Source organism: Streptomyces noursei, from assembly GCF_016917755.1.
GTDB lineage: Bacteria > Actinomycetota > Actinomycetes > Streptomycetales > Streptomycetaceae > Streptomyces > Streptomyces yunnanensis.
This window is the reverse complement of record NZ_CP070326.1, coordinates 9,180,800-9,204,945: the sequence shown is the minus strand read 5'-3', so window position 1 is coordinate 9,204,945 and position 24,146 is coordinate 9,180,800. Positions and strand designations below refer to the sequence as shown.

General features: G+C 74.7%; 17 protein-coding genes and 1 pseudogene. 7 read left to right on the top strand and 11 right to left on the bottom strand.

The window, feature by feature from the left end; translation table 11 throughout:
- Positions 1-44: 44 nt before the first annotated feature.
- The 3 genes and pseudogenes from JNO44_RS40045 to JNO44_RS40035 all read right to left on the bottom strand — a co-directional run.
- Positions 45-992 (bottom strand): annotated as a pseudogene (locus JNO44_RS40045) (3-hydroxyacyl-CoA dehydrogenase NAD-binding domain-containing protein); the annotation flags it as partial.
- Between the two features lie 55 nt (positions 993-1,047).
- Positions 1,048-1,944 carry a beta-keto acid cleavage family enzyme gene (locus JNO44_RS40040; protein ID WP_205368878.1) on the bottom strand — a complete coding sequence of 299 codons (897 nt, stop codon included), beginning with the start codon at positions 1,942-1,944 and terminating at the stop codon, positions 1,048-1,050.
- A gap of 306 nt (positions 1,945-2,250) precedes the next feature.
- Complete coding sequence (locus JNO44_RS40035; protein ID WP_205368877.1) at positions 2,251-3,144, bottom strand: TetR/AcrR family transcriptional regulator; 894 nt, start codon at positions 3,142-3,144, stop codon at positions 2,251-2,253.
- A gap of 203 nt (positions 3,145-3,347) precedes the next feature.
- On the opposite strand from JNO44_RS40035, the gene JNO44_RS40030 reads away from it, so the two are divergent.
- From JNO44_RS40030 to JNO44_RS40010, 5 genes are all read left to right on the top strand, one after another.
- Entirely contained in the window at positions 3,348-5,411 is a 2,064-nt protein-coding gene (locus tag JNO44_RS40030) for a SpoIIE family protein phosphatase (protein ID WP_205368876.1), read from the top strand.
- Positions 5,412-5,489: 78 nt separating this feature from the next.
- Positions 5,490-6,872, top strand: coding sequence for a glutamine synthetase family protein (locus JNO44_RS40025; protein ID WP_205368875.1), 1,383 nt, complete (start codon positions 5,490-5,492; stop codon positions 6,870-6,872).
- A complete protein-coding gene (locus tag JNO44_RS40020) occupies positions 6,872-8,062 on the top strand; it encodes an amidohydrolase family protein (RefSeq protein ID WP_205368874.1) in 1,191 nt (396 codons plus the stop codon). Before JNO44_RS40025 ends, JNO44_RS40020 begins: the two co-directional genes overlap by 1 nt.
- Before the next feature lie 58 nt (positions 8,063-8,120).
- Positions 8,121-9,428 (top strand): MFS transporter, encoded by a 1,308-nt coding sequence (locus JNO44_RS40015; protein WP_420882725.1) that lies wholly within the window; start codon positions 8,121-8,123, stop codon positions 9,426-9,428.
- 524 nt (positions 9,429-9,952) lie between these two features.
- Positions 9,953-11,359, top strand: a complete 1,407-nt coding sequence (locus tag JNO44_RS40010; protein ID WP_205368872.1) for an NADP-dependent succinic semialdehyde dehydrogenase — start codon at positions 9,953-9,955, stop codon at positions 11,357-11,359.
- Between the two features lie 25 nt (positions 11,360-11,384).
- On the opposite strand, the gene JNO44_RS40005 is transcribed toward JNO44_RS40010, so the two are convergent.
- From JNO44_RS40005 to JNO44_RS39980, 6 genes are all read right to left on the bottom strand, one after another.
- A complete protein-coding gene (locus JNO44_RS40005; protein ID WP_205368871.1) occupies positions 11,385-12,974 on the bottom strand; it encodes a caspase family protein in 1,590 nt (529 codons plus the stop codon).
- 125 nt (positions 12,975-13,099) lie between these two features.
- A complete protein-coding gene (locus tag JNO44_RS40000; RefSeq protein WP_205368870.1) occupies positions 13,100-15,247 on the bottom strand; it encodes a SpoIIE family protein phosphatase in 2,148 nt (715 codons plus the stop codon).
- 102 nt (positions 15,248-15,349) lie between these two features.
- Positions 15,350-15,514, bottom strand: a complete 165-nt coding sequence (locus JNO44_RS44190) for a hypothetical protein (protein WP_240167878.1) — start codon at positions 15,512-15,514, stop codon at positions 15,350-15,352.
- A gap of 202 nt (positions 15,515-15,716) precedes the next feature.
- Entirely contained in the window at positions 15,717-16,244 is a 528-nt protein-coding gene (locus JNO44_RS39990) for a DUF1990 family protein (protein WP_205368869.1), read from the bottom strand.
- A complete protein-coding gene (locus tag JNO44_RS39985) occupies positions 16,241-17,044 on the bottom strand; it encodes a crotonase/enoyl-CoA hydratase family protein (protein WP_205368868.1) in 804 nt (267 codons plus the stop codon). The genes JNO44_RS39990 and JNO44_RS39985 overlap by 4 nt, the downstream gene beginning before the upstream one ends.
- Positions 17,044-18,693, bottom strand: coding sequence for an acyl-CoA dehydrogenase family protein (locus JNO44_RS39980; protein WP_205368867.1), 1,650 nt, complete (start codon positions 18,691-18,693; stop codon positions 17,044-17,046). Before JNO44_RS39980 ends, JNO44_RS39985 begins: the two co-directional genes overlap by 1 nt.
- 153 nt (positions 18,694-18,846) lie before the next feature.
- Between JNO44_RS39980 and JNO44_RS39975 the strand changes: the two genes are divergently transcribed.
- On the top strand, positions 18,847-19,605 hold the full coding sequence (locus JNO44_RS39975) for a PaaX family transcriptional regulator C-terminal domain-containing protein (protein WP_205368866.1): 759 nt from the start codon (positions 18,847-18,849) through the stop codon (positions 19,603-19,605).
- A 706-nt stretch (positions 19,606-20,311) separates the two neighbouring features.
- A complete protein-coding gene (locus tag JNO44_RS44685) occupies positions 20,312-21,049 on the top strand; it encodes a LysM peptidoglycan-binding domain-containing protein (RefSeq protein ID WP_275695789.1) in 738 nt (245 codons plus the stop codon).
- Between the two features lie 198 nt (positions 21,050-21,247).
- Here the strand turns inward: JNO44_RS44685 and JNO44_RS39965 are convergent, their stop codons facing one another.
- Positions 21,248-22,675, bottom strand: coding sequence for an amino acid permease (locus tag JNO44_RS39965; protein WP_205368865.1), 1,428 nt, complete (start codon positions 22,673-22,675; stop codon positions 21,248-21,250).
- An 83-nt stretch (positions 22,676-22,758) separates the two neighbouring features.
- Entirely contained in the window at positions 22,759-23,931 is a 1,173-nt protein-coding gene (locus tag JNO44_RS39960; protein ID WP_205368864.1) for a lactonase family protein, read from the bottom strand.
- Between the last annotated feature and the right edge of the window lie 215 nt (positions 23,932-24,146).

The window sequence follows — 24,146 nt, the reverse complement described above, 5'->3', positions numbered from 1 at the left end:
AGGCGCGCGGAGGCCGTGGGGTGGGCGGGCTGTGGTGGGTGGGGGAGGCGGCCGGTGGCGCGGAGGACGTTGATGACGCCTTGGTCGCGTTCGGCCACCAGGTCGGCGTAGCTGCGGTCGCCGGCCGCGGTCGCGCAGCCCTCGACCATGGCGTCGCGGAGCGCGCGGTCCAGTTCGGGGGCCTCCAGGCGGGTCCAGGGGGACTTCAGGGAGGGGCCGAAGTGGTCGAGCATATGGGCCATGCCGCCCTCGCCGCCGGCCAGCGCGAACGTCAGACAGGGGCCCATGAACGCCCAGCGCAGGCCCGGGCCTTCGGTGATCGAGGCGTCGATGTCCTCGACCGTGGCCTCGCCGTTGGCCACCATGTGCAGCGCCTCGCGCCACAGCGCTTCCTGGAGGCGGTTGGCGATGAAGCCGGGGAGCTCGCGGTCCATGGTGATGACCGACTTGCCGGCGAGGTCGTAGAAGCGGGACGCCCACGCCACGGCCGCCGGGTCGGTGTGCGTACCGCCGACGACCTCGACGAGCGGGATCAGGTACGGCGGGTTGAAGGGGTGGCCGACGACCAGGCGGGACGGGTCGGTCGCCGTGGTCTGCATGTCGGTCATCGGGTAGCCGGAGGTGGAGGAGGCGATGACCACACCGGGCGGCGTGGCGGCGTCGAGCTCGGCGAGGAGCGAGCGCTTCAACTCCAGCTTCTCCGGGGCGCTTTCCTGGACGAAGTCGGCGTCGGCGACGGCCGCGGCGAGGGTCGGGGCGACCGTCAGCCGGTCCGGGGAGGCGCCGTCGGCGAGGCCCAGCTGTTCCAGGGCGGGCCAGGCGGCGGACACCAGGCGGCGGAGCTTCTCCTCGGCGTCCTCGGCGGGGTCCCAGGCGGTGACGTCGTAGCCGCGGGCGAGGAAGTGGGCCACCCAGCCGCCGCCTATGACGCCGGCGCCGATGCAGGCCACGCGGCGCGCGGACTCGGGGGTGGTGGAGGGGGTGAAGGGCATGGGGCGCTGCCTCCTGGGGGTGGGAAGGGGGGCTGGGCGTGGACGCGGCAGCGGCTCAGGTGCGCGGCTTCAGGCCCAGGCGGGCGCGGGCCTGGTCCGGAGTGGCCACGGTGGCGCCGAGAAGTTCGGTGATCTGGACGGCGCGTTCGACGAGTTGGGCGTTGGTGGCCTTGACACCACGGCTGAGGTAGAGGTTGTCCTCCAGCCCGACGCGGACGTTGCCGCCGAGCAGGATCGACTGGGCGACCCACGGCATCTGCATCCGGCCGAGCGCGAAACTGGCCCACTGGGCGCCCTCGGGCAGCATGTTCACCATCGACTGGAGCACCCCCGGGTCGGCCGGGGCGCCCCACGGGATCCCCATGCAGAGCTGGAAGACGGTGGGGTCGTCCAGCAGCCCCTCGGCGAGCAGCTGCTTGGCGAACCACAGCTGGCCGGTGTCGAAGATCTCCAACTCCGGCCGCACGCCGAGCTCCTGGATCCGCGTGGCGCCCGCGCGCAGCATGTCGGGCGTGGAGACATAGAGCGTCGAGCCGTCGCCGAAGTTGAGGGAGCCGCAGTCCAGGGTGCAGATGTCGGGGAGCAGGTCCTCGACGTGCGGGAGCCGTTCCAGGCCGCCGACCAGGTCGGTGCCGGGCAGCCGGGTGAGCGGGCGTTCCGGGTCGATGACCAGGTCGCCGCCCATGCCGGCGGTGAGGTTGATGACGACGTCGGTGCCGGTCTGCTTGATGCGGTCGACGACCTCGGCGTAGAGGCGCGGGTCGCGGGACGGGTCGCCGGTCTCGGGGTCGCGTACGTGGATGTGCACCACCGCGGCACCGGCGGCGGCCGCCTCGACGGCGGACGTCGCGATCTGCTCGGGCGTCACGGGGACGTGCGGGGAGCGGCGGACGGTGTCGCCGGCGCCGGTGAGGGCGCAGGTGATGATGACCTCGTTGGTGGGCGTGGTCATGGGATTCCTTCGGTCGGAGGGTGTGCGGGGGTGAGGGGGAGGGGCGCACTCGGGCAGGGGCGGTGAGCTGGTCGGCCGTCGGCTGGTGCGTGGCTCTGCTCTTCCGGGCACAGGGCGCCGGGCGCCCGGCGCGGCCCCCAGGGCGGCACACGGCACGGGGGTTCGTCACGCCCGCGGGGTCCATGAGGTCCATGTGGCTGACAGGGCCCATGGGGCCCACAGGACGCACGGGACCCACGGCCACGGTCTCCGTAGGCGCGCGGTGCCGCCGCGTGAGGGGGAGCTCCCGGTGTCCGGCGGTGGTCGTCAGGTGCGGGTCGGGTCGGTGGTCGGGGGCGTCGGTCGGTCGGTGTCCAGTTCGTTCTCCACGAACGTCAGCAGGGCGGCGTGCATGGTGTCGGGGCTGGTGCTGTCCGGTGCGGTGGCCAGGACCTGGGTGGCCAGGCCGTCGATGAGCGCGGTGAGGCGGAGGGCGGTGACGTCGGGGTCGACGGGGCGGAAGACGCCCTGGTCGGTGCCGCGTCGGAGGACGTCGGCGACGGTGGTGCGCCACTGCCGGTAGTAGTGCTCGTGGAGGCGTCCCACGGCGGTGTCGCGGGCGGCCTGGGCCCACAGGTCGAGCCAGACCAGCCACTGTCGGCGTTGCTGCGCGGTGCGCGGGGTCTGCAGGGCGATCAGGTGCAGGAGTTCGGCGCGGGCGTCGGGGGCGGCGGCGAGTCCGGCCGCGCGGCGTTCGGTGTCCTCGTCCATGCACCAGCGGACGGCGGCCTCCAGCAGTTCGTCGCGGCCGGGGAAGTGGTAGTGGACGGCGGCCGGGCTGGTGCCGCAGGCGGTGGCGATGTCGGCGACCCGTACGGCGTGGAAGCCGTGCTCGGCGATCAGGCGGACGGTCTCCCGGACGATCTGCAGCGGGCGACCGCCTTCGGGGGCCGCGGCCGGGGCGCGTTCGGCCGGTGCCGCGGGGCGTTCCGGGGCACCCAGGAGCCAGCCGGTGTCCACCCCGCCGATGTCGGCGATCCGGACGATCTCGGCGAGCGTGAAGCGCCGGGTGCCGCCCAGTGACCGGGACAGCTTGGAGGGGTCCATCACGATCCGGCGGGCGAACTCGCGATGGCTGCAGCCGAGCCGCGCGATCACCTGTCGGACGCGGTCGGTGACGTGTCCGGTGTCGTCGGCGATCCGGCCCCCGGGGTCTTCCATGGCCGGGGACGCTAACAGGGTGTTGAGAACATCGCAACGGTTGTTGCCTGTGTGGGACGGGAAATGGCTGTTCCAGACACAAGTGTGGAGGGGTGTTGAGGGGATACTGATGCTTGAGTCAGTGGTGTGGCGGATGGGTTCGGGCCGCTCGGTCCGGGGGCGCGGACAAGCCGCAATAAGGGTGAATGTGGCAAAGTGACGGCATGGCTGACCGGGGAGCGAAGCGGCCCACCGTGTCGGTGCCGGACGACTGGCCCGCCCACCCGGACCTGACGCTGGCCCTCAACGGGATGGGCGGCTTCGACTGGGACCTCGACAGCGGGCTGATGCACATGGATCCGCCCGCGCTGGAGGTTTTCGACCTCCTGCCGTCGGAGTACGACGACCGCCCCGCGACGCTGAGCTGCCGGGTGCCGGGCTACGAGGCGTCCCGGCTCGACGCCCTGGTGGCCCGCGCCCTCAAGGACGGCAGCGACTCCTACGGCGCCTATTTCCGGGTCCGGCTGCGGGACGGCGCACTGCGCTGGACGCACGCCCAGGGCAGCATCCGCCGCGACCCCACCGGCCGGCCCCGCCGCATCATCGGTGTGGTCCGCGACGCCTCCGACGAGTACGCCCAGGCCGCCGAGCGGATCGCGGTCACCGAGGAACGCCGCCGGCACACCAGCATCGTCGAGCGCACCACCGCCGCCCTGGCGCACGCCCGCACCGTCGGCGAGGTGATCGGCGTCCTTGCCGACGAGCAGGGGCTGAGCCGGCTGGGCGCCGAGAACATCATCCTCGGCCTGGTCGAGGCCGGGCGGATCCGGCTGGTCTCCGAGGGCAAGGCCGGCAGCTTCGTCCCGGACCTGGAGTACACCAGGGTCGGCGACGAGTTCCCGATGAGCGAGGTGGTGCGGACCCTCACCCCGCGGTTCGTGCACAGCCGGGACGAGTTCCGCAGCCACTACCCGCGGCTGTGGCCGGCCATCGAGCCCCTCGACGTCAGCTCCGGCGCCTATCTGCCGCTGATCGCGCAGGGCCGCCTGATCGGGGTGATCGGGCTCTTCTTCGAGCGCGAGAGCGACTTCCGCGACCAGGAGCGCAACGTGCTGGTCGCGCTGGGCAGCAGCATCGCGCAGAGCCTGGCCCGGGCGATGCTCTACGACCAGGAGCACGAGATCGCCGCCGGCCTGCAGCAGGCCATGCTGCCGCGCCGGATCCCCGGCGTCGCCGAGGCGCAGATCGCGGTCCGCTACCGCTCCGCCCGGATGGGCCGGGACATCGGCGGCGACTGGTACGACGTGATCCCGCTGCCGAACGGCCGGGTCGCCGCGGTCATCGGCGACGTCCAGGGCCATGACACCCAGGCCGCCGCGCTCATGGGGCAGCTGCGGATCGTGCTGCGCGCCTACGCGGCGGAGGGGCACGCGCCGGCCACCGTGGTGGCCCGCGCCTCGGCGTTCCTCAACGAGCTCGACACCGACCGCTTCGCCACCTGCACGTACGTCGACGCCGACCTGAGCACCGGGGCCGCCCGGTTCGTCCGGGCCGGCCACCTCGATCCGCTGGTGCGGCACGCCGAGGGCATCTGCCGCCGGCTCCCGGTGGCCGGCGGGCTGCCGCTGGGCATCTCCTCCGAATTCCGGCTGCTCGACTACCCCGTCACCACCGTCCACCTGGCCCCCGGCGACACCCTGGTGCTGTGCACGGACGGGCTGGTCGAGGAGCCCGGCGCCGATCTGGACGCCGGGATGCACCATTTGGCCCGGGAGGTCCGGGACGGCCCGCAAGACGTCCAGCAACTCGCCGACCGGCTCTGCGAGTCGGCGGACGACCGGCGGGGCGAGGACGACATGGCGCTGCTCCTGCTGCGCCGCCTCGGCCCGCCCGAGCACGACATCGTGGGCCGCTTCCGGCAGCACATCCCGCCCGCCGATCCCGAGGCGCTGGCCGCCGCCCGCCACATGATCCGCGCCGCGGTTCGCGCCTGGGGCGCCCGTGAGCGGTCCGAGGAGATCGAGCTGGTCGCCGACGAGTTGATCACCAACGCCCTGCTGCACACCGACGGCGAGGCGGTGGTCAACATCCGGATGCCGCACGGCGTCGAGCGGCGGCTGCGGCTGGAGGTCGAGGACGGGTCCAGCAGCCTGCCGCGCCGCCGCGAACCGGGCGAGGCCGGCGTCTCAGGCCGCGGCCTGCTGCTCGTGGACCGGCTGGCGGACGTCTGGGGAGTGGAGCCGCGCGGCGGCGGAAAATGCGTATGGTGCGAGTTCAACTGCCCCTGACCGGGAAGGCCCTGGCCGACCCGGCACACTGTGGGCACGGGCGCCGAGGGATCGGCACGGCCAGATGAGGACTGTTCTATGGGATCGCGGGCGGAACAGGGCGACAACGCCCGCCAGTCGGCGGCGCGGCTCGACGCGGAGGGCGTCGGGAACGTCGCGCTGACCTGGGTGGACAACGCGGGCATCACACGCGTCAAGACCATTCCGCCACGGCGACTGGCGGACGCCGTGGTGCGCGGCGTCGGGATGTCGCCCGTCTTCGACGTCTTCACCTCCGACGACGCCATCACCGCCTCCGACCACCTCGGCGGCCCGGACGGCGATCTGCGGCTCATCCCCGACCTGGACCGGCTCACCACCCTGGCCGCGCAGCCCGGCTGGGCCTGGGCGCCGGTCGACCGCTACGACCTGCTGGGGCAGCCGCACCCGGCCTGCCAGCGGCTGTTCGCCCGCCGGATGGCCGAGCGGGCCACCGCCGCCGGACTCGACCTGCGGATGGGCTTCGAGACGGAGTGGGTGGTCACCCGCGCCCCGCAGGGGCCCGCCGACGCCGCCCCGCTCGACTACCCCTGCACCGGCCCCGCCTACGGCATGGCCCGGGTCGTGCAGCTCTCCGACTACCTCCGCGACGTGACCGAGGCCCTCACCGTCCAGGGCGTCGAGGTCCTCCAGCTCCATCCCGAGTACGCGCCCGGCCAGTTCGAGGTGAGCACCGCGCCCGCCGACCCGGTGCGCGCCGCCGACGACGTGGTGCTGGTGCGCGAGACGATCCGCGCGGTCTCCACCCGGCACGGGCTGCGCGCCACCTTCGCCCCGTCCGTCGTCGCCGGCGAGGTCGGCAACGGCTGCCACCTCCACCTCAGCCTCCACCGCGAGGGGGCGAGCCTGCACCGGGCCGACGGCGCCGAGTGGTCGCTGGCGCCCGACGCGGTGGCGTTCCTCGCCGGCATCCTGGACGCGCTGCCCGCCCTGCTCGCCATCGGCTGCCCCTCGCCCGCCAGTTACCTGCGGCTGCTGCCCTCCCACTGGGCCGGGGTCTACCAGTGCTGGGGCGTGGAGAACCGCGAGGCGGCGCTCCGGCTGGTGGTCGGCGCGCCCGACGACCCCGACGGCGGCCACGCCGAGGTCAAGACCTTCGACGCCGCCGCCAACCCCTACCTCGCCGTCGGCACGGTGATCGCCGCCGGGCTGCACGGCATCGACACCGCGGCTCACCTGCCCGCCCCGCAGATCGGCGACCCGGGCGTCCTCGGCGTCCGCGAGCGCGCCCGGCGCGGCATCGTGCGGCTGCCCGCCACGCTCACCGAGGCCGCCGACCGGTTCGAGAAGTCGGCGCCGCTGCGCGAGGCGCTCGGCGAGGTGCTGCACGGTGCGGTGCTCGCGGTCCGCCGGGCCGAGGAGGCCCACTACGCGGACTGTGAGCCGGAGGAGATCGTCACGGCCACCCGCTGGCGCTGGTGATGGCCGCGGACGCCCCGGGGCCCGCCGCCCCCGACTCCGCGGTGCTGGACGGGCTGCCGCCGCTGGTGGACCACCACTGCCACGGGGTGGTCCGCTACGCGCCGGACCCCGGGACGTTCGCGGGGTTCCTCACCGAGGCGGACCGGCCGCCCGCGGCGGGCACCAGCTACTTCGACACCCAGACCGGTTTCGCGGTCCGCCGCTGGTGCCCGCCGCTGCTCGACCTGCCCGCGCACTGCCCGCCCGAGCGCTATCTGGCCCGCCGCCGCGAACTGGGACCCGACGCGACGGCGCGGCGGCTGCTGTCCGCGACCGGGATCGGCGTCTACCTCGTCGACACCGGCCTGCCCGGCGACCTCACCGGGCCGGCCGAGACGGCTGAGGCGGGCGGTGGCACCGGCCGCGAGGTGGTGCGGCTGGAGGCGCTGGCCGACCGGACCGCGGCCGGGTACCGCGGGGCCGGCACGGCGGACGCCGCCGAGGAGTTCGCCGACGCCCTGGCCCGCGCCGTGCGGGCGGCGGCCGACACCGCCGTCGCCTTCAAGTCCGTGGCCGCCTACCGGCACGGCCTCGCCCTGGACCCCCGGCCGCCCGGCCCGGACGCGGTGCGCACCGCGGCCCGCGACTGGCTCGCCGCTGGCGCGCCCCGGCTGGCCGACCCCGTCCTGCTGCGCCACCTCATCTGGCTCGCCGTGGCCACCGGCCGCCCGCTCCAACTCCACACCGGCTTCGGCGATCCCGACCTGCGGCTGGACCACGCCGACCCGACGCTGCTCACCGACCTGGTCCGGGCCACCGCGGACACCGGCACCGACCTGGTGCTGCTGCACTGCTACCCGTACCACCGGCAGGCCGCCTATCTGGCCGGCGTCTTCCCGCACGTCCACGCCGACGTCGGGCTGACCCTCACCCACGTCGGCCCGCGGGCGCCCGCGGTGCTCGCCGAGTTCCTGGAACTGGCGCCGTTCGGCAAGCTGCTGTTCTCCACCGACGCCTACGGGCTGCCGGAGCTGTACGTGGTGGGCAGCGCCCTGTTCCGGACGGCGCTGGGCGAGGTGCTGGGCGCCTGGACGGCGTCGGGGGCCTGGTCGGCGGCGGACGCCCGGCGGGTCGCCGGGATGCTCGCGGCGGGCAACGCGCGGCGGGTGTACGGGCTGGACGGCGGCGACGGGGAGGAGGCCGGACGGTAAGGGGTGCTCGGCCCCTGCGCCTATTCCTTTGCGGTCCGGTGGCGTGGTTTACTGCCGCGTGCCCAGTACAACGACCTCTGACACGCCGGCCGATGGTCGGGCCGGCGCGGGCGACAAGCCCCGAATGCCGCTGCGCGGACGGATATTCGCCGACCTGACCCCGCTGCGCACCTCGCCCGACTACCGCCGCCTGTGGTGTGGCAACACCGTCTCCTGGATGGGCCAGCAGATGACCGCGCTCGCGGTCTCCCTCCAGGTATACGCCATCACCGGCTCCACCTTCTCCGTCGGCCTGGTGGGCCTGTGCTCCCTGGTCCCGCTGGTCGTCTTCGGGCTCTACGGCGGCGCCATCGCCGACACCGTCGACCGCCGCAAGCTGGGCCTGGCCAGCGCCGCCGGCGCCACCGTGATGTCCGTCGTGCTGGCCGCCGCCGCACTGGCCGGCTACCACCGCGTCTGGCTGCTCTACACCGTCGTCGCGCTCCAGGCCGTCTGCTTCGCGATGAACTCCCCGGCCCGCTCGTCGATGATCCCCCGCCTGCTGCCCACCGAGCAGCTGCCGGCCGCCAACGCCCTCCAGTCGCTCACCACCAACCTCGGCCTGATGGGCGGCCCGATGCTGGGCGGCGTGATCGTCGGCCTGTGGGGCTACCAGGCGGCCTACCTGATCGACGTGGTCGCCTTCGGCGCATCGCTCTACGCGATGTGGCGCCTGCCCGCCATGCGGCCCGACCAGGGCGAAGGACCGCCCCGCCGGGCCTCCGTCCTGGACGGCCTGCGCTTCCTCGCCACCCGCCCCAACCTGCGGATGACGTTCTTCGCCGACCTCGCGGCGATGGTGCTGGCCCAGCCGCGCGCGCTGTACCCGGCGATCGCAGCCCTGTGGTTCGGCGGCGACGCCAAAACCGTCGGCCTGCTGGTCGCCGCCCCCGCGGTCGGCGCCGTCCTGGGCGGGCTGTTCTCCGGCTGGCTCGGCGGCGTCCGCCGGCACGGCCTGGCCATTCTGCTCGGGGTGGCGGCCTGGGGCGCGGCGATCGCCGCCTTCGGCCTCTCCCGGCACCTGTGGCTGGGCCTGTTCTTCCTGGCCGTCGCGGGCTGCGCGGACACCGTGTCCATGGTGTTCCGCAGCACCATGCTGCAGGCCGCCACCCCGGACGAGATGCGCGGTCGGCTCCAGGGCGTCTTCATCGTGGTGGTCGCCGGCGGGCCGCGGCTCGGCGACTTCCTCGCCGGTTCCACGGCCGACCTGAGCTCGCCCGCCGTCGCGGTCGTCGGCGGCGGCCTGGCCTGCGTCCTGGTCGTGACCGCGCTCGGACTGGGCCGGCGCGCCTTCGCCCGCTACGACGCCCGCGACCCGCAGCCCTGACGCCCCGGGGCCGGGCCGGCCGGTGACGGGAGACCGGCCCGCCCCGGCGCCGGAATCCGCCGTGCGGCCCGGCCACGGACGGGCCAGACTCGGGTACGGGGGCTCATGCGCCACCCGTCGACTCATCCCGGAGGCCCGTCGTGCAGCGGCAACCGCTCGTCCGCCGTGACCGCACACCCGTCTGCGACCGGGAGCCCCCGCCGCTTCCGCCGGACCCCGGTGGCCCGCCGCCCGGCCCCGTCCCGGAACCCCCGCCCGGCCCGATCCCGGAGCCGCCGCCCGGGCCCGCGCCGCCCGAACCGCTGCCCGGGCCGCCCGAGCCCCCGGAGCCGCCCGAGCCGATCCCCCCGGAACCCTCGCCGGTGCCGCGCCCGCCCGGACCCGACCCCGACCCGGTCCCGGAGCCGTCCCCGGCCCCCCGGCCGCTCACCCAGGAGCCGCGGGGCAGACAGGGATGTGACGCCGGTCCCTGAGCCCGGCCGTCGCGCCCCGCCACCGCACCACACCGCAAGGAGGTGCCGACCATGGCCAACACGGCCATCGCCACGGTCAACCCGGCCACCGGCGAGACCCTCAAGACCTTCGACGCGCTCAACGCGGGCGAGATCGAGGACCGCCTGGTCCGCGCCGACCAGGCGTTCCAGATCCACCGCGGCACGTCGTTCGCCCGCCGCGCCGAACTCCTGCACCGCGCCGCCGACCTGCTCGAAGCCGACCAGGAAGGCGTCGCCCGCACCCTCACCACCGAGATGGGCAAACCCCTGGTCCAGGCCCGCGCCGAGGCCGCCAAGTGCGTCAAGGCGATGCGCTGGTACGCCGACCACGCCGAGGCGCTGCTCGCCGACGAGCGGCCCGACCCCGCCGACGTCCGCGACTCCGGCGCGGTCCGCGCGGTGGTGCGCTACCGCCCGCTCGGCACCATCCTCGCGGTGATGCCCTGGAACTTCCCCCTCTGGCAGGTCGTCCGGTTCGCTGCCCCCGCCCTGATGGCCGGCAACACCGGGCTGCTCAAACACGCCTCCAACGTCCCGCAGACCGCGCTCTACCTGGAGGAGCTCTTCCGCCGCGCCGGCTACCCCGACGGCTGTTTCCAGACCCTGCTGATCGGCTCCGGCGCCGTCGAGGAGGTGCTGCGCGACCCGCGGATCGCCGCCGCCACCCTCACCGGCAGCGAACCCGCCGGCCGCTCGGTCGCCGCCGTCGCCGGCGACGAGATCAAGAAGACCGTCCTCGAACTGGGCGGCAGCGACCCCTACGTCGTGCTGCCCTCGGCCGACCTCGACAAGGCCGCCCGGGTCGGCGTCACCGCCCGGGTCCAGAACAACGGCCAATCCTGCATCGCCGCCAAGCGGTTCATCGTCCACGAGGACGTCCATGACGCCTTCGCCGAGCGGTTCACCGCCGGCATGGCCGCGCTCACCGTCGGCGACCCGATGGACGAGGCCACCGACATCGGACCGCTCGCCAGCGAACAGGGCCGCTCCGACCTGGAGGAACTCGTCGACGACGCGGTCCACCAGGGGGCCCGGGCACTGTGCGGCGGCCGGCGCCCGCCCGACCACCGCGCCGGCTGGTTCTACGAGCCGACCGTGCTCGCCGGCATCACCCCGAGCATGCGCATCCACCACGAGGAGGCATTCGGCCCGGTCGCCACGCTCTACCGCGTCGCCGACCTCGACGAGGCGATCGAGCTCGCCAACGACACGCCGTTCGGCCTCAGTTCCAACGCCTGGACCCGGGACGCCGTCGAACAGGAGCGACTGGCCCGGGACCTCCAGGCCGGCGGGGTGTACTTCAACGGCATGACCGCCTCCCACCCCGGCATGCCCTTCGGCGGCGCCAAGCGCTCCGGCTACGGCCGGGAGCTCTCCGGCCACGGCATGCGCGAGTTCTGCAACATGACGACGCTGTGGTACGGGCCGGAGGAGTGAGCGGCGCCGGCGGTCGGGCCGGCGGTCAGGGCCCGGCGGGCGCGTCCCACAGGGTGGCGGTCAGCTCGAAGGTGGGGTTGTCCGCGTTCGCGCCGCTGCCGTCGTCCGCCGTGTCCACCTTGGTGAAGGCCACCTTGGCGACGCGGTGCCGGTTGGTCACCAGGCACCAGACCGTACCGGCGGTGATCTTCGAGGCGTCCGGGTGCGGCCCGACCGGATTGCCCTGTGCCGCGGCCCGGCACGCCTCGGCGGTGTCCGTGCCGGCGTCGGCGCGGCCGACCTGCACACCGTCGTTGGGCGCGAGGATCGCCTGGGCGCCGTACAGATTCCCCTGGAGGCAGCCGGTGTAGAGCAGATCGGCGTCGGCGGAGAAGCTGAGCGGGGCCGGGCCCGAGGACGGTGCGTCGAGGTCGAGCGCTTGGATGGGCGTGCCGAGGCAGGCTGCCGCCCGTAAGGTGAGCCGGCGGTCGTGGTAGAGCACCTTCGCCGTGCTGGGTGAGGGCGTGTGGGACGGCGGCGGACTGCTGTCGGCGCTCGGCGGAGCGACGTCACCGCCCGAGCCGGTGCCGGGGGTCCCGGACGGGCTCGCGCTGCTCGTGCCACCGCGGCCCGCGGGGTTGCCGGCGTGTCCGTCGTCGCCCAAGATCAACCCTCTGATCAGCGACGACGTCAGGAGCACGGCGAGCGCGCCGCCCACCGCCGCGGCGATCAGTACCGGGCGGGCGGTGCGTCGCGCGGGCCGCCGCGGTGGCGGTGGCGGGACGGTCCAGCCGGGGCCGAACGAGGTGGGCGGGACCGCCCCGGGCATCCCGGGCGCCCCGCTCGCGCCGCTCGCCCCGCGCGTGCCGTCCGCGCGGCTCGTGCCGGCCACCCCCGACGGCCCCCGCATCAGCACCAGCGAGCCCCCGGCCCCCGCCGACCGGCGCTGCGGCCGGGGCAGGCCCCTGGCCAGCAGCGTGCGGTCCACCTCCGAGTGGATCTCGTCGAGGGTGAGCGGGACCGGCGCGGCCAGGGCGTCCAACAGGGCGCCGGTGAAGGCGGTGTAGGGCTCACCGGGCGGTGCGAGCGAGGGGCGGTGCCCCGTGGTGGACGTCAGGGTGTACGTGCCGGCCAGGTCGAGCTGGCCCAGGGCCAGGTCCGTCGGCCCGGTCATCGCGGAGATCGCCCGGCCCGAGAAGCAGCAGTCCAGGACCAGCACCCGGGCCCTGGCCCGGGCCTCGCCCACGTGCCGCCGGACCAGGTCGATGGGGACGGCGGAGAAGCCGAGGTGGTCGCGGTCGGTGTGCATCAGGCCCAGGTGCAGCAGCCCGGTGGTGTCGTCCACGATGCCGTGGCCCGCGTAGTAGACCAGCAGCAGTTCCTCCGCCTCCCGCCCCGCCCAGGCCAGCGCCGCCCCCACGGCTGCCGGGTCGGCCGGGTCGGCCACCACCCGGCAGTGCTCCGGCGGCAGCAGACCCTGGGTCCGGTGGGTGAGCGCGGTCCACAGTGCCTGGAGGTTGCCCGCGACCGAGGGGAAGTTCTCCAGGTCGGGGCTGGTGAAGCGGCTGGTGCCGATCAGCACGACGCGGCTGGCTGCGCCGTTCGGGAACCATCTGTCGGTGTCCGGATCCTTCATCGATGTCCTCCCCCATGACGGATCGTCGCCGTCATCCTGGCACGATCATCCGGGCGGCAGGGGCCGATTCCGACGGACCGGCCCGGGCAATCCGCGGGCCCATCTCCCGCCCCGGACAGGGGAGTTCAGGCTCCGTTTCCGACCGGGTCGTCCGGCAGCACGAACTCGCACCACAGCGCCTTGCCCGACCCCCGCGGCTCGGCGCCCCACCGGTCCGACAACGCCTCCACCAGCAGCAGCCCCCGCCCCGAGGTCGCCGTCTCGCCGGGGTGCCGGCGCCGCGGCCACTGACTGGACCGGTCCTCGACCTCCAGCCGGAGCCGGCGCGGGGCACCGGGCACCAGCTCCACCGAGACCAGGGCGCCGCTCTCGGTGTGGGTGAGCGCGTTGGCGATCAGCTCGGAGGCGGCCACCTCCACGTTGTGGGTGACCGCGCCCGCCCGCCACTGGTCCAACGTGCGGCGCAGCGCCGAGCGGACCTCCGCGGTGCCCGCCGGGTCGGCCTGGTGGACGTGCAGCCGCAGCCGCGGCGTGGCGGCCTCGCCCGGGATCGTGCTGCGGTGCAGCAGCAGGAGCGCCATGTCGTCGTCCGAGCCGGGTTGGGCCCACAGGTGGTCGGAGAGCAGGTCGGCGAGCGCCTCCAGCGCGGTGGGACCGGCGCGGACCGCGGCGGACAGCGCGTCGATCCCGGCCGAGATGTCCTGGCCGGGCTGCTCGACCAGCCCGTCGGTGCACAGCAGCAGCGTCGAACCCGGCTCCAGGAACAGCTGGGTCTCGGGGAAGTGGTCCTCCCCGAAGCCGGTGGCCAGCCCCAGCGGCAGCCCGCCGCAGATCTCCGGCCAGTCGATGTGCCGGGAGGCGTTGCAGATCAGCGGCCCCAGGTGGCCGGCCCGGGCGATGTACAGCGCCCCGGACTCCAGGTCGGCCTGGATGTAGGTGCAGGTCGCGAACCGCTCGGTCTCCAGCTCCGCCAGGAAGCGGGAGGCCCGCACCAGCACCGTCTCCGGCGGGTGGCCCTCGCTGGCGTAGGCGCGCAGCGCGATCCGCAACTGGCCCATCACCGCCGCGGCGTGCGTGTCGTGCCCCTGGACGTCGCCGACCACCAGCCCGGTGCGGCCCTGCGGCAGCGCGATCACGTCGTACCAGTCGCCGCCGACGTCCCGCCCGACGCTCGCCGGGTGGTAGCGGACGGTGACCTCGCCGCCCGCGATGGGCGGCAGCCGGCGCGGCAGCATCGCCGCCTGCAACCCGGTCGCGAACTCCCGCTCCTGGTCGAAGAGAGTGGCCCGCTGCAAGGACTGCGCCACCACACCGGCCAGCGCCAGCGCCAGGTTCCGGGCCTCCGGCGACTGCACCGCCGGCTCGTGATTGAACAGCCCCAGCGCCCCGAGCACGGTGTCCTGCGCGACCAGCGGCAGGAAGGCGGCGCTGCCGGTCGGCAGCACGTCCACGTACGGGCGCAGCCGCGGATAGCGGGCGATCAGCTCGCCCCGGGTGCTCAGGAAGCTGGGCCGCCGGGAGCGCACCGCGTCGGACAGCGGGAGGGTGTCGTCGAGGTGCGAGTGCGTCATATCGGCGGGCACCTCGCCGTCCAGCCCGGCGGCGGCGATCACCTCGAACCGGTCGTTCTCGACCAGGCCCAGCACCAGCGCGTCCGCGCCGAACCGCCGGGCGCCGCCGCTGCCGGTCAGCACCCGCGTGACGTCCTTGACCGACAGGGCGCGGGCCAGCGCCGCGGTGGTCTGCTGCACCATCACCGTCTGCCGCTGCCGTTCCTGCTGGAGCGAGCGCAGCAGCGCGGAGTCGGCGAGTTCGCTGGTCGCCTCCCGGACGATGCCGATGACCCGGTACGCCACGCCCTGCGCGTCGTGCAGGATCCGGCCCTGGGCGTGGGTCCAGCGCCGGGTCCCGTCGCGGCACTGGATCCGGAAGTACGCGCCGTAGGAGGAGTTGCCGTCCTGGAGGGCCTGGGAGAGCGCGGCGTCCAGCCGCAGGCCCTCCTCCGGCAGCACCCGGGAGATCAGCGACATCGGCGCGCCGTCGTACTCCCCGGGGCGCAGGTCGAAGACCTCCATGGCGCCGGGGTCCAGGTCCATGCGCCCGCGGTCCAGGTCCCAGTCGAAGGTGCCCATGCGGTTGAGCGAGAGCCGTTCGCGCAGGTCGATCGGCTCGTGGTGGGACACCCCGGATGCCGCCTCCTCGACCCGGGGCGTTTCCCGGTCGGCACGGGGGTCGTAGCCCTCCGTGGAGGGGTCGGGGGGCCGCTCGGCCATGCGAACACCTTAGGCGGGGCCCCGGGGACCCGCACTCCCGGCGGCCGTGACCCGCGGTGACGGTGTCACCGCACGTCACGGCCGGGACGGTGCCCGGGGTGCTCAGGCGTGCGCCGCGGCCCGCGGGGCCGGTGCCACCGGCCCGGTGCAGGCACCGGCGCTGCCGTGCTTGCCGTTGTCGAGGCAGGGGTGGTGGCCCAGGACGATCTTCCAGCGGGCCCGGGACGCCCGCAGCGCGCCGTCCAGCCAGGCCCGCTGCTCCGGCATGTACGGCCCGTCCCGGCAGCGCCGCGAGCGGGTGGCGTAGCGGACCTCCCGGTCCCCGTGGGCAGCACCGCCAGCGCCGCACCGGCCATCGCCCCGCCCAGCAGCGCCCGGCGCCCCAGAGGGGCCGGAATCCGCCCGGTGGTCCGCGGCGCCGCCCCACCGATGGTGACGGAACGATGAAGCCGAGGTGGACGTGTGACGATCAGTGGTGGTCGTCCGCCCGGCGGACCAACCGGCGCAGCGTACGGCCGAGATGACGGACGTAGGCGCGTTGGAAGAGCGGCAGCAGTGGGCCGGCGAGGCGGGCGAGCGGGCGGGCCGGCCGGCTGAAGGCGGTGACGACGAGCCACACCGAGCCGTCCGGGCGGTGCACGACGACGAACGCCTCCTCGCCGCACACCGGATGACCGGGCCGGGACCCGTACCCGAAGCCGGCCCGGTCCGCCGTCTCCACGGTCCACACCACCCGGCACGGGCCGGTGACCCGCAGCGGGCCGAGGCCCACGGAAACGTCGACGGCCACGCCCGGGGCGGCCCGTGGCGCGTCGGCCCGGATGCGGGTGCCGGCCGCGCGGTGCATCCGGAAGCCGGCCACCGCGTCGCCGGCGGCGGCGAACACCGCCCGGCCGTGGCCGAGCCGGACCGCCTCGCGCAGCGGGCGATAGCCGGGTGGCAGCGGGGAGCGCCGGGTGCCGCCCCGCTCGGGGTAGGTCAGATCGCCGTCGGTCATCGGGCGTCGTCCACCGCCCCGTGCCGCCCGGCGCCCGCCGCGAACCGCGCCGCGCCCACCAGGCCCTCCGCCAACACCGCCTGCCCGTACAGCAGTTCGGTGGCCATCGCGCTCTCCTCGTCCCGACCCTCCTGGTCCAGCAGGGACGCCCGGTCGCTGCGCAGGCACGCCTGCGGGAGGCGGGCCAGCTCCGCGGCCAGCCGCTCGGCGGCGGTGCGGGCGGTGCCGGTGGGGACCACGCGGTTGACCAGCCCGATGTCCAGGGCCTCCGCGGCCGGCACCGGGCGTCCCGTCAGGACCAGGTCCATGGCCCGGCCGGCGCCGATCAGCCGGGGCAGCCGCACCGTGCCGCCGTCGATCAGCGGGACGCCCCACCGCCGGCAGAACACCCCGAGGACCGCGTCCGCCTCGGCCACCCGCAGATCGCACCAGAGCGCCAGCTCCAGGCCGCCGGCCACCGCGTGCCCGGCGATCGCCGCGATCACCGGTTTGCCCAGCCGCATCCGGGTCGGGCCCATCGGCCCGTCGCCGTCCGGTGCCACGCGGTTGCCGCGCGCGGTGCCGACCGCCTTGAGGTCGGCACCGGCGCAGAACGTGCCGCCCTCGCCCCACAGCACCGCCACCCGCGCGTCCTCGTCGGCGTCGAACGCGCGGAAGGCGGCGGCCAGTTGACGGGCGGTCGGCCCGTCCACCGCGTTCCGGGCGGTGGGCCGGGACAGCACCACCGTCGTCACCGGCCCGGCCCGCTCGACCCGGACCGAGGCGCGGCCCTCCCGGTCCTCCTGGCTCTCCTCCGCCATCAGGCGGCGTCCCCGCCGGTCCGGGCGCGTCCGAGGATCGCGGTGAGGTCGGCGCCTGGCGGCAGGGTGCCGAAGGCGTGGCCCCACTCGCCGTCCAGCCGGGAGGCGCAGAACGCGTCGGCGACCGCCGGGGTGCTGTGCCGCACCAGCAGCGACCCCTGGAGCACCAGCGCCAGCCGCTCCGCCAGCGAACGCGCCACCAGCTGGGCCCGCTCCGGGTCGCCGAGCCCGCCGAGCGTCTTGCGCAGCCCGGCGACCGCCGCGTCCAGCCGCCGGTCGGCGCCGGCCGCGGTCTCGACCTCGGCGAAGTAGGCTTCCAGTCCCGCCGGTTCGCGGCCCAGCGCGCGCAGCACGTCCAGCGCGGCGACGTTGCCCGAGCCCTCCCAGATCGACAGCAGCGGCGCCTCCCGGTACAGCCGCGGCATCCCCGAGTCCTCGACGTAGCCGTTGCCGCCCAGGCACTCCAGGGCCTCCGCGGCGTGGGTGCTGCCGCGCTTGCACACCCAGTACTTGCCGGCCGCCAGCGCCAGCCGGCGCAGCGCGGCCTCCCCGGCGTCGCCGGCCTGCGAGCGGTCCACCGCCGCCGCCAGCCGCATCCCCAGCACGGTGGCCGCCTCCGACTCGACGGCGAGGTCGGCCAGGACCGAGCGCATCAGCGGCTGCCGGTCCAACTCCCGCCCGAACGCCTGCCGGTGGGCGGTGTGGTGCAGCGCCTGCCGCAGCCCCGCCCGCATCCCGGCCGCCGAGCCCAGCACGCAGTCCAGCCGGGTCATGTTCACCATCTCGACGATGGTCCGCACCCCGCGGCCCGGTTCGCCCACCGGCCAGGCGCCGGCGTCCTCGTACTCGATCTCCGACGAGGCGTTGGAGCGGTTGCCCAGCTTGTCCTTCAGGCGCATCAGCCGCATCCCGTTGCGGGTGCCGTCCGGCAGCACCCGCGGCACCAGGAAGCAGCTCAGTCCCTCGTCGGTCTGTGCCAGGGCCAGGAACACATCGCTCATCGGGGCCGAGGTGAACCACTTGTGGCCGGTGAGACGGTAGCTGCCGTCCGCGGCCGGCACCGCCCGGGTGGTGTTGGCCCGGACGTCGGAGCCGCCCTGCTTCTCCGTCATCGACATGCCCGCGATCAGGCCGCGCTTGGTGAGCGGGGCGCGCAGCCCGAAGTCGTAGGTGCGGGCGGCGAGCAACGGCTCGTACCGGGCGGCGAGTTCGGGTGCGGCGCGCAGCGCGGGCACCGCGGCGTAGGTCATCGAGATCGGGCAGCCGTGGCCGGGCTCGGCCTGCGACCAGACGTAGAACTTGGCGGCGCGCACCAGGTGCGCCCCCGGGCGGTCGTCGGTCCACGGCGCGGCGTGCAGACCGTGTTCCACGGCGGTGGTCATCAGCTCGTGCCAGGCCGGGTGGAACTCGACCTCGTCCACCCGGTGCCCGTACCGGTCGTGGGTGTGCAGCCGGGGCGGCTGCCCCTCCGCCCAGCGCGCCCGGTCCTGCACCGCCTCGGAACCGGCCAGCGCGCCGAGTTCCGCGACCTCGGACTCGCCCCAGGCGCCGCCCTCCCGGCGCAGCGCCTCCAGCAGCGCCGGCTCGTCCGCGGCGCTGAAACCGGTCAGCGGTGGAGCCTGATTGGTTACTTCATGGGTGACGGTCATACCGCGACGTTACAGATTTTCAACAGTCGAAGGAAGAGCGTAAGGAGTCAAGGACGGGCGCGGCGCCGGACGGTCGCGGGCCCCGCCGCCCCGGCCCGGGGTGCTCCCCGCGCCCGGTCCCGCCGCCCGCACGACCTAGACTTCCGGGCACCTATGAACGACGCCCCGCTCGCCCTCCGGCCGCTGACCGCCCGCTCCGTCGTGCTGAGCACCCTCCTCGGCCACCACCCGCCCCGGCTGCCGGTGCGCGCGCTGGTGCGGGTCGGCGAACTGTTCGGCATCGCCGAGGGCACCGTCCGGGTCGCGCTCTCCCGGATGGTGGCGGCCGGAGACCTCCGGCAGCAGACCGGCGGCTATGCGCTCAGCGCGCGACTGCTGGCGCGGCAGGCCCGGCAGGACGAGAGCCGGGCGCCGCGGACCCGCCCGTGGCACGGCGCGTGGGAGATCGCCGTGGTCACCGCGGACGGCAGTCGCCCGCCCGCCGAACGCACCGCGCTGCGCCAGGCGATGGCCGGACTGCGGCTGGCCGAGCTGCGCGAGGGCAGCTGGCTGCGCCCCGCCAACCTCGACCGGCCCCGCCCGGCGGTGGCCACCGCGCAGTGCACCTGGTTCACCGGCGCGCCCGACGGCGACCCGGCCGGGCTGGCCCGGAGCCTGTGGGACCTGGACGGCTGGGCGGTGGACGCCCGCGAACTGCTGGCCGCGCTGGACCGCGCGGACACCCCCGCGGACCGCTTCACCGTCGCGGCCGCGGTCCTCCGCCACCTCCTCACCGACCCGCTGCTGCCCGAACCCCTCCTCCCGGACGGCTGGCCGGGGGCCGTGCTCCGCTCCCGCTACGACGCCTTCGAGGCCGAATTCCGGGACCTGCTCCGGCACTTCCTGGCCCCCGGCGAGGCGCCCCGAGCGTGATCGTCGAGCGGGGCCAGTGCGCTTGCCCCGCGCACGTGCCACCCCATTGGCGCGGTGCCCCCCGCCCCCCGCGGACGGCGGGTCGGCGGGGCGGAGGGGCGCACGGGCGGCGCGGTGACGCGCGACGATGCGGGGCATGCGGGCGCGGGCGGGGGCGCACGGGGCGGGCCGCCCGATGGGGTGTCGGTGCGCCGGGCCGGTGCGCGCCGCGCGGCGGGCCGGTGACCGCGGCACGACCTGCCAAGTTCCGGTAAAACCCGGCTGGTTGCACCGACCCGTGGGCCGTGCGCGGTGTGTGCGGCCCCCCGCCGCGCGTATGCATCGACCCCGGCGGATGTACTGGGCGTAACCCCCGGAAGTCGAACGCCCGGGCGATTGGCGCTCGGTCGGGTACCCCGGGCACGAGGGGTGCGCCCCTACCCGTCGGGTCCATGCGCCATGCGGAGGATTTCGTCCCTCTTCCGGCGGCGAGGGGGCAGAGCGCCCGTCGAAGGCGCTACCGCGCGCTCTGCCGGTGTCGACACGGCCCATGGTTGTCTCTTCCTCGTCGAATTCGATGGCCCGCAAAAAACCACCCGACGATCCAGAATCCCAAAACTCGCCGAAATCGCTGACATCTCTGCGCGCTCACCGAAATGCCGGCACCTAAGACATTCGGTGCGAGCGACACCTCAGTACGCACAGCACAAGCGACGGGAGCACGAAAATGGAAACTCAGCAGGTACCGGGAACGCAGGAATCGCCGGAACCGCAGGTATGCCGGGCAGCGGAAATCCGTGAACCGGCGGAGCGGGCCGTCCGCGGCGAGGCACTGCGCGGCCGGGGGGCCCGGGGGGTCACCGCGGCCGCCGTCCTGCTGGCCGCCGGAGCGCTGGGCGCGGTGTCCGAGGAGCCGGCCGAAGCCGTCGGCACCGGCACCTGGGACCGCCTCGCCCAGTGCGAGAGCGGCGGCAACTGGCGGATCGACACCGGCAACGGATTCTCCGGAGGGCTCCAGTTCGGCCACTCGACCTGGCGTTCCTTCGGCGGTGGGAGCTATGCGGCACGCGCCTCACGGGCGTCCCGGGAACAGCAGATCCGGGTCGCCGAACGGGTACTGGCCCGCCAGGGCTGGGGCGCCTGGCCGGCCTGCTCCGCCTCGCTGGGGCTGCACGGCGTCGCCCGCGGCGGTGTGCACACCCTGCCGGCCCGAGAGAAGATCACGCCCAAGCGCACCCACGGCCGTCACCACAGGCCCCAGGAAAAGCCTTACAAGAAGGCACCGCACCGGATTTCCGTGGGCCTGGTGTTGGTCAATGCGGGAGACACCCTGAGCGGTATCGCCGTGGTCCACGGAAAGCCCTGGCAGGAAATCTACCGGCAGAATCGCCAGGTTATCGGTGAGGACCCGAACCTCATCTACCCGGGCACCCGGCTTCGGGTCGAAGCCTCCAGCAAGGGGTGAGTGGCGGCGGCTGAACGGCCGCCGCTGAAGATCCGCCGATCAGTGAATATCCTGGAAATCCCAAAAGGAATACACGGAGAAGCCGGGGGGTGTCTCCAGTGAATTCGGATGGATTTCCGAGGAATTCTGGAAGTTGGTGTGCGAGAGGGGGAGGGCAGGCCGCCCGAGGCGCCGCGGACGGCCTGCCCGCGACCTGATCTAGCTCCGCCGGACCCGCCGGCGGATTTCGTACGCGGCCAGGACGACACCCAGCGTGAGCAGACTCAGCCAGAATTGCGCCCGGCTGTCCGACAGCACCGCCATCGCCCCGATCACCAGCGCCATCAGCGCGATGGTCAGCCGGCTGAGCCAGGGGAAGCCCCACATCCGCAGCGTCAGCCGGGCCGGTTCCTCGCGTTCCAGCCGGCGCCGCATCCGCAGTTGCGCGACCGCGATCGCCAGATAGACGAACAGGGCAATGGCGCCATAGGAATTGATCAGGAACGAGAAGACGACATCGGGCGAGATCCACGCCGCGATCACCGACAGATATCCGACCGACGTACCGGCCAGCAGCGCCCGGCGGGGCACCCCGCTCGCGCTGACCTTGGTGAAACCGCGCGGCGCGTCCCCGTTGCGGGTGAGCGCGAAGAGCATCCGGGACGAGGTGTAGAGCGCGGAATTCAGGCAGGAGAGCACCGCAACCAGCACGACCGCATTCATCACCGTCCCGGCCGCGGGCACCGCCAGCCGGTCCAGCACCGCCGCATAGGGGCTGACCTCGATCGCCTTCGACGTCCACGGCACCACGGCGACCACCAGGAAGATGGACAGGACATAGAACGCCACCACCCGCAGCACGATCGACCGGATGGCACGGGCCACCGCCCGCTCCGGCTCGACCGATTCCGCGGCGGCGATGGTGACGATCTCGGCGCCGGTGAAGAAGCCGACGCAGGGCACGACGGCGGCCAGCACCGCGCCGACCCCGGCCGGCGCGAACCCGCCGTGCGCGGTGAGCTGCGCCAGCCCGCCGCCCGACCCCGGCCACAGTCCGAGCACGAAGAGCGCACCGAGGAAGAGGAACACCACGATCGCCGCGACCTTGATCGACGAGAACCAGTACTCGAACTCGCCGTAGGAGCGGGCCGAGACCATGTTCGTCGCCGTCAGCAGCGCCATCAGCACCAGGCTGACCGCCCACAGCGGCACGCCCGGCAGCCACAGCCGGACGATCCGGCCGCCCGCCACCGCCTCGACCGCGACCACGATCACGAAGAAGTACCAGTACAGCCAGCCCACCGCGAAGCCCGCCCGGTGCCCGAGGGTCTCCCGGACGTGCGCGTAGAACGAGCCCAGCGCCGGCTGCGCCACGGTCATCTCGGCGAGCATCCGCATGATCAGCACGGTCAGTCCGCCGGCCGCCAGGAACGACAGCACCGCGGCCGGCCCGGCGGAGTGGACCACCTCCCCGCTGCCGACGAACAGCCCCGCCCCGATCACCCCGCCCAGCGCGATCAGCTGCACATGGCGGCGCTTGAGGCCCTGCCGGAGGCCGGTGCCGGGGCCGGTGCCGGCGGCATCCGCGCCGGGGCTCGCGGTGTCCGGCGCGCCCTCAGCGCCGGCTGCTGTGGTTCCCGTACTCATGGGGCGCGACGCTAACGCGCCAATCGTGCGGGCCGGTTGCCGCAGTGTTTCGACCCCGCCGACGGCCCGGCGCGCAGGGCCGGTCAGCGCGGCAGGACGCAGACCGCCATCGGCGCCGCGAACGGCTCGCCCACCCGCACCAGCGCCCCGCTCCGGGCGTCCACCGCGAACACCGTCACCGACCCCGACTTCTGGTTCGCGGCGAACAGCCACCGCCGATCCGACGAGAACGCGATCTGCCGCGGGAAATCGCCGCCCACCGGCACCGTGTCCAACAGCCGCAGCCGGGCCCCGCCCGCCTCCACGGCGTACCGGGTGAGGCTGTTGTCACCGCGGTTGGCCAGGAAGGCGAACCGGCCGTCGCCGGTGACCAGGATCTGCGCCGGATAGCTGACCCCCGGACCGGTCCCGGTGGACTGCGGCGCCCCGGGCACCAGCCGCCCGCTGCGCGGGTGGTAGCCGCAGACCACCACCGTGTTGTCGACCTCGTTCGCCAGATAGGCGTGGCGGCCCGACGGGTGGAAGGTCAGATGGCGCGGTCCGGCGCCCGGCCGCAGCGCCGCGTGCGCCACCTGGGTCAGCGTCCCGGCCCGCGGGTCGAGCCGGTAGGTGTAGACGGTGTCGTTGCCGAGGTCCACGGCCAGCACATGGCGGCCGTCCGGCGCGGTGACGATCTGGTGCGCGTGCGGCCCGGTCTGCCCGGGGCCGGGCGGCGGGCTGCTGTGGACGACCAGGTCCGTGCGCGGCCCCAGCGCGCCACTGCGCCGGTCGATCGGGTGCACCGCCACGCTCCCGGAGAGGTAGTTGGCGCTCAGCAGCCACTGTCCGCCGGGGTGCACCGACAGGTGGCACGGCCCGGCCCCGCCGGTGGACCGGGCGCCGAGCACCACCGGCCCGCCGCCGTCCCGGCGCAGCGCGACCGCCGTCACCGCCCCGTCCTCCTGCTCGTCGACCGCGTAGAGCGTCCGGCCGTCCGGCGCCAGCGCCAGGTAGGAGGGATCGGCGACCCCCGGGAGCACGCCGCCGCCGGTGAGCGCCCCGGTCGCCGGGTCGTAACCGGCCAGCCCGATGCCGGTGCCGCCCCCCGGCTTGGAGGTGTACGTCCCCAGGAAGAGCGGCCGCAGTCGCCGCTGCCCGGCCCACGCCGGAGCGCCGACCCCGGCCGCCCCTGCCGCCGCGACTGCCCCGATCGCCCCGACGGCCCCGACGAACCGCCGCCGCCCGATCCCGCCGCGCGCCCCTGCCGCCTCGCCCATGCCACACCTCCGGTCCGGTGCCAGCCAGAGTGACCCGCCCCACACCGCCCCGCAAGGGCACCGCTTATGACGCCCCGTCAGTGCACCCCGGCCCCCCGAACCCCGAGCGCCCCGTACGTCGCGATGATGACCAACACCCCCACACGTAGCACTCCAGTCGTACGCCACAACCCATACGGGGACGGATTCGCCGCACCCTCCATCTTTCGTACGTT

Coding starts and splice junctions, on each gene's coding strand:
- JNO44_RS39985 (WP_205368868.1), bottom strand. CDS start 17,044: ATGGCGGAGGAGAGCCAGGAGGACCGGGAGGGCCGCGCCTCGGTCCGG.
- JNO44_RS39960 (WP_205368864.1), bottom strand. CDS start 23,931: ATGGGCGAGGCGGCAGGGGCGCGCGGCGGGATCGGGCGGCGGCGGTTC.
- JNO44_RS40040 (WP_205368878.1), bottom strand. CDS start 1,944: ATGACCACGCCCACCAACGAGGTCATCATCACCTGCGCCCTCACCGGC.
- JNO44_RS44190 (WP_240167878.1), bottom strand. CDS start 15,514: ATGCCGGAGCAGCGGGCCTGGCTGGACGGCGCGCTGCGGGCGTCCCGG.
- JNO44_RS40000 (WP_205368870.1), bottom strand. CDS start 15,247: ATGGCCGAGCGGCCCCCCGACCCCTCCACGGAGGGCTACGACCCCCGT.
- JNO44_RS39975 (WP_205368866.1), top strand. CDS start 18,847: ATGAACGACGCCCCGCTCGCCCTCCGGCCGCTGACCGCCCGCTCCGTC.
- JNO44_RS39990 (WP_205368869.1), bottom strand. CDS start 16,244: ATGACCGACGGCGATCTGACCTACCCCGAGCGGGGCGGCACCCGGCGC.
- JNO44_RS40035 (WP_205368877.1), bottom strand. CDS start 3,144: ATGGAAGACCCCGGGGGCCGGATCGCCGACGACACCGGACACGTCACC.
- JNO44_RS40005 (WP_205368871.1), bottom strand. CDS start 12,974: ATGAAGGATCCGGACACCGACAGATGGTTCCCGAACGGCGCAGCCAGC.
- JNO44_RS39965 (WP_205368865.1), bottom strand. CDS start 22,675: ATGAGTACGGGAACCACAGCAGCCGGCGCTGAGGGCGCGCCGGACACC.
- JNO44_RS40010 (WP_205368872.1), top strand. CDS start 9,953: ATGGCCAACACGGCCATCGCCACGGTCAACCCGGCCACCGGCGAGACC.
- JNO44_RS39980 (WP_205368867.1), bottom strand. CDS start 18,693: ATGACCGTCACCCATGAAGTAACCAATCAGGCTCCACCGCTGACCGGT.
- JNO44_RS40020 (WP_205368874.1), top strand. CDS start 6,872: ATGGCCGCGGACGCCCCGGGGCCCGCCGCCCCCGACTCCGCGGTGCTG.
- JNO44_RS44685 (WP_275695789.1), top strand. CDS start 20,312: ATGGAAACTCAGCAGGTACCGGGAACGCAGGAATCGCCGGAACCGCAG.
- JNO44_RS40030 (WP_205368876.1), top strand. CDS start 3,348: ATGGCTGACCGGGGAGCGAAGCGGCCCACCGTGTCGGTGCCGGACGAC.
- JNO44_RS40025 (WP_205368875.1), top strand. CDS start 5,490: ATGGGATCGCGGGCGGAACAGGGCGACAACGCCCGCCAGTCGGCGGCG.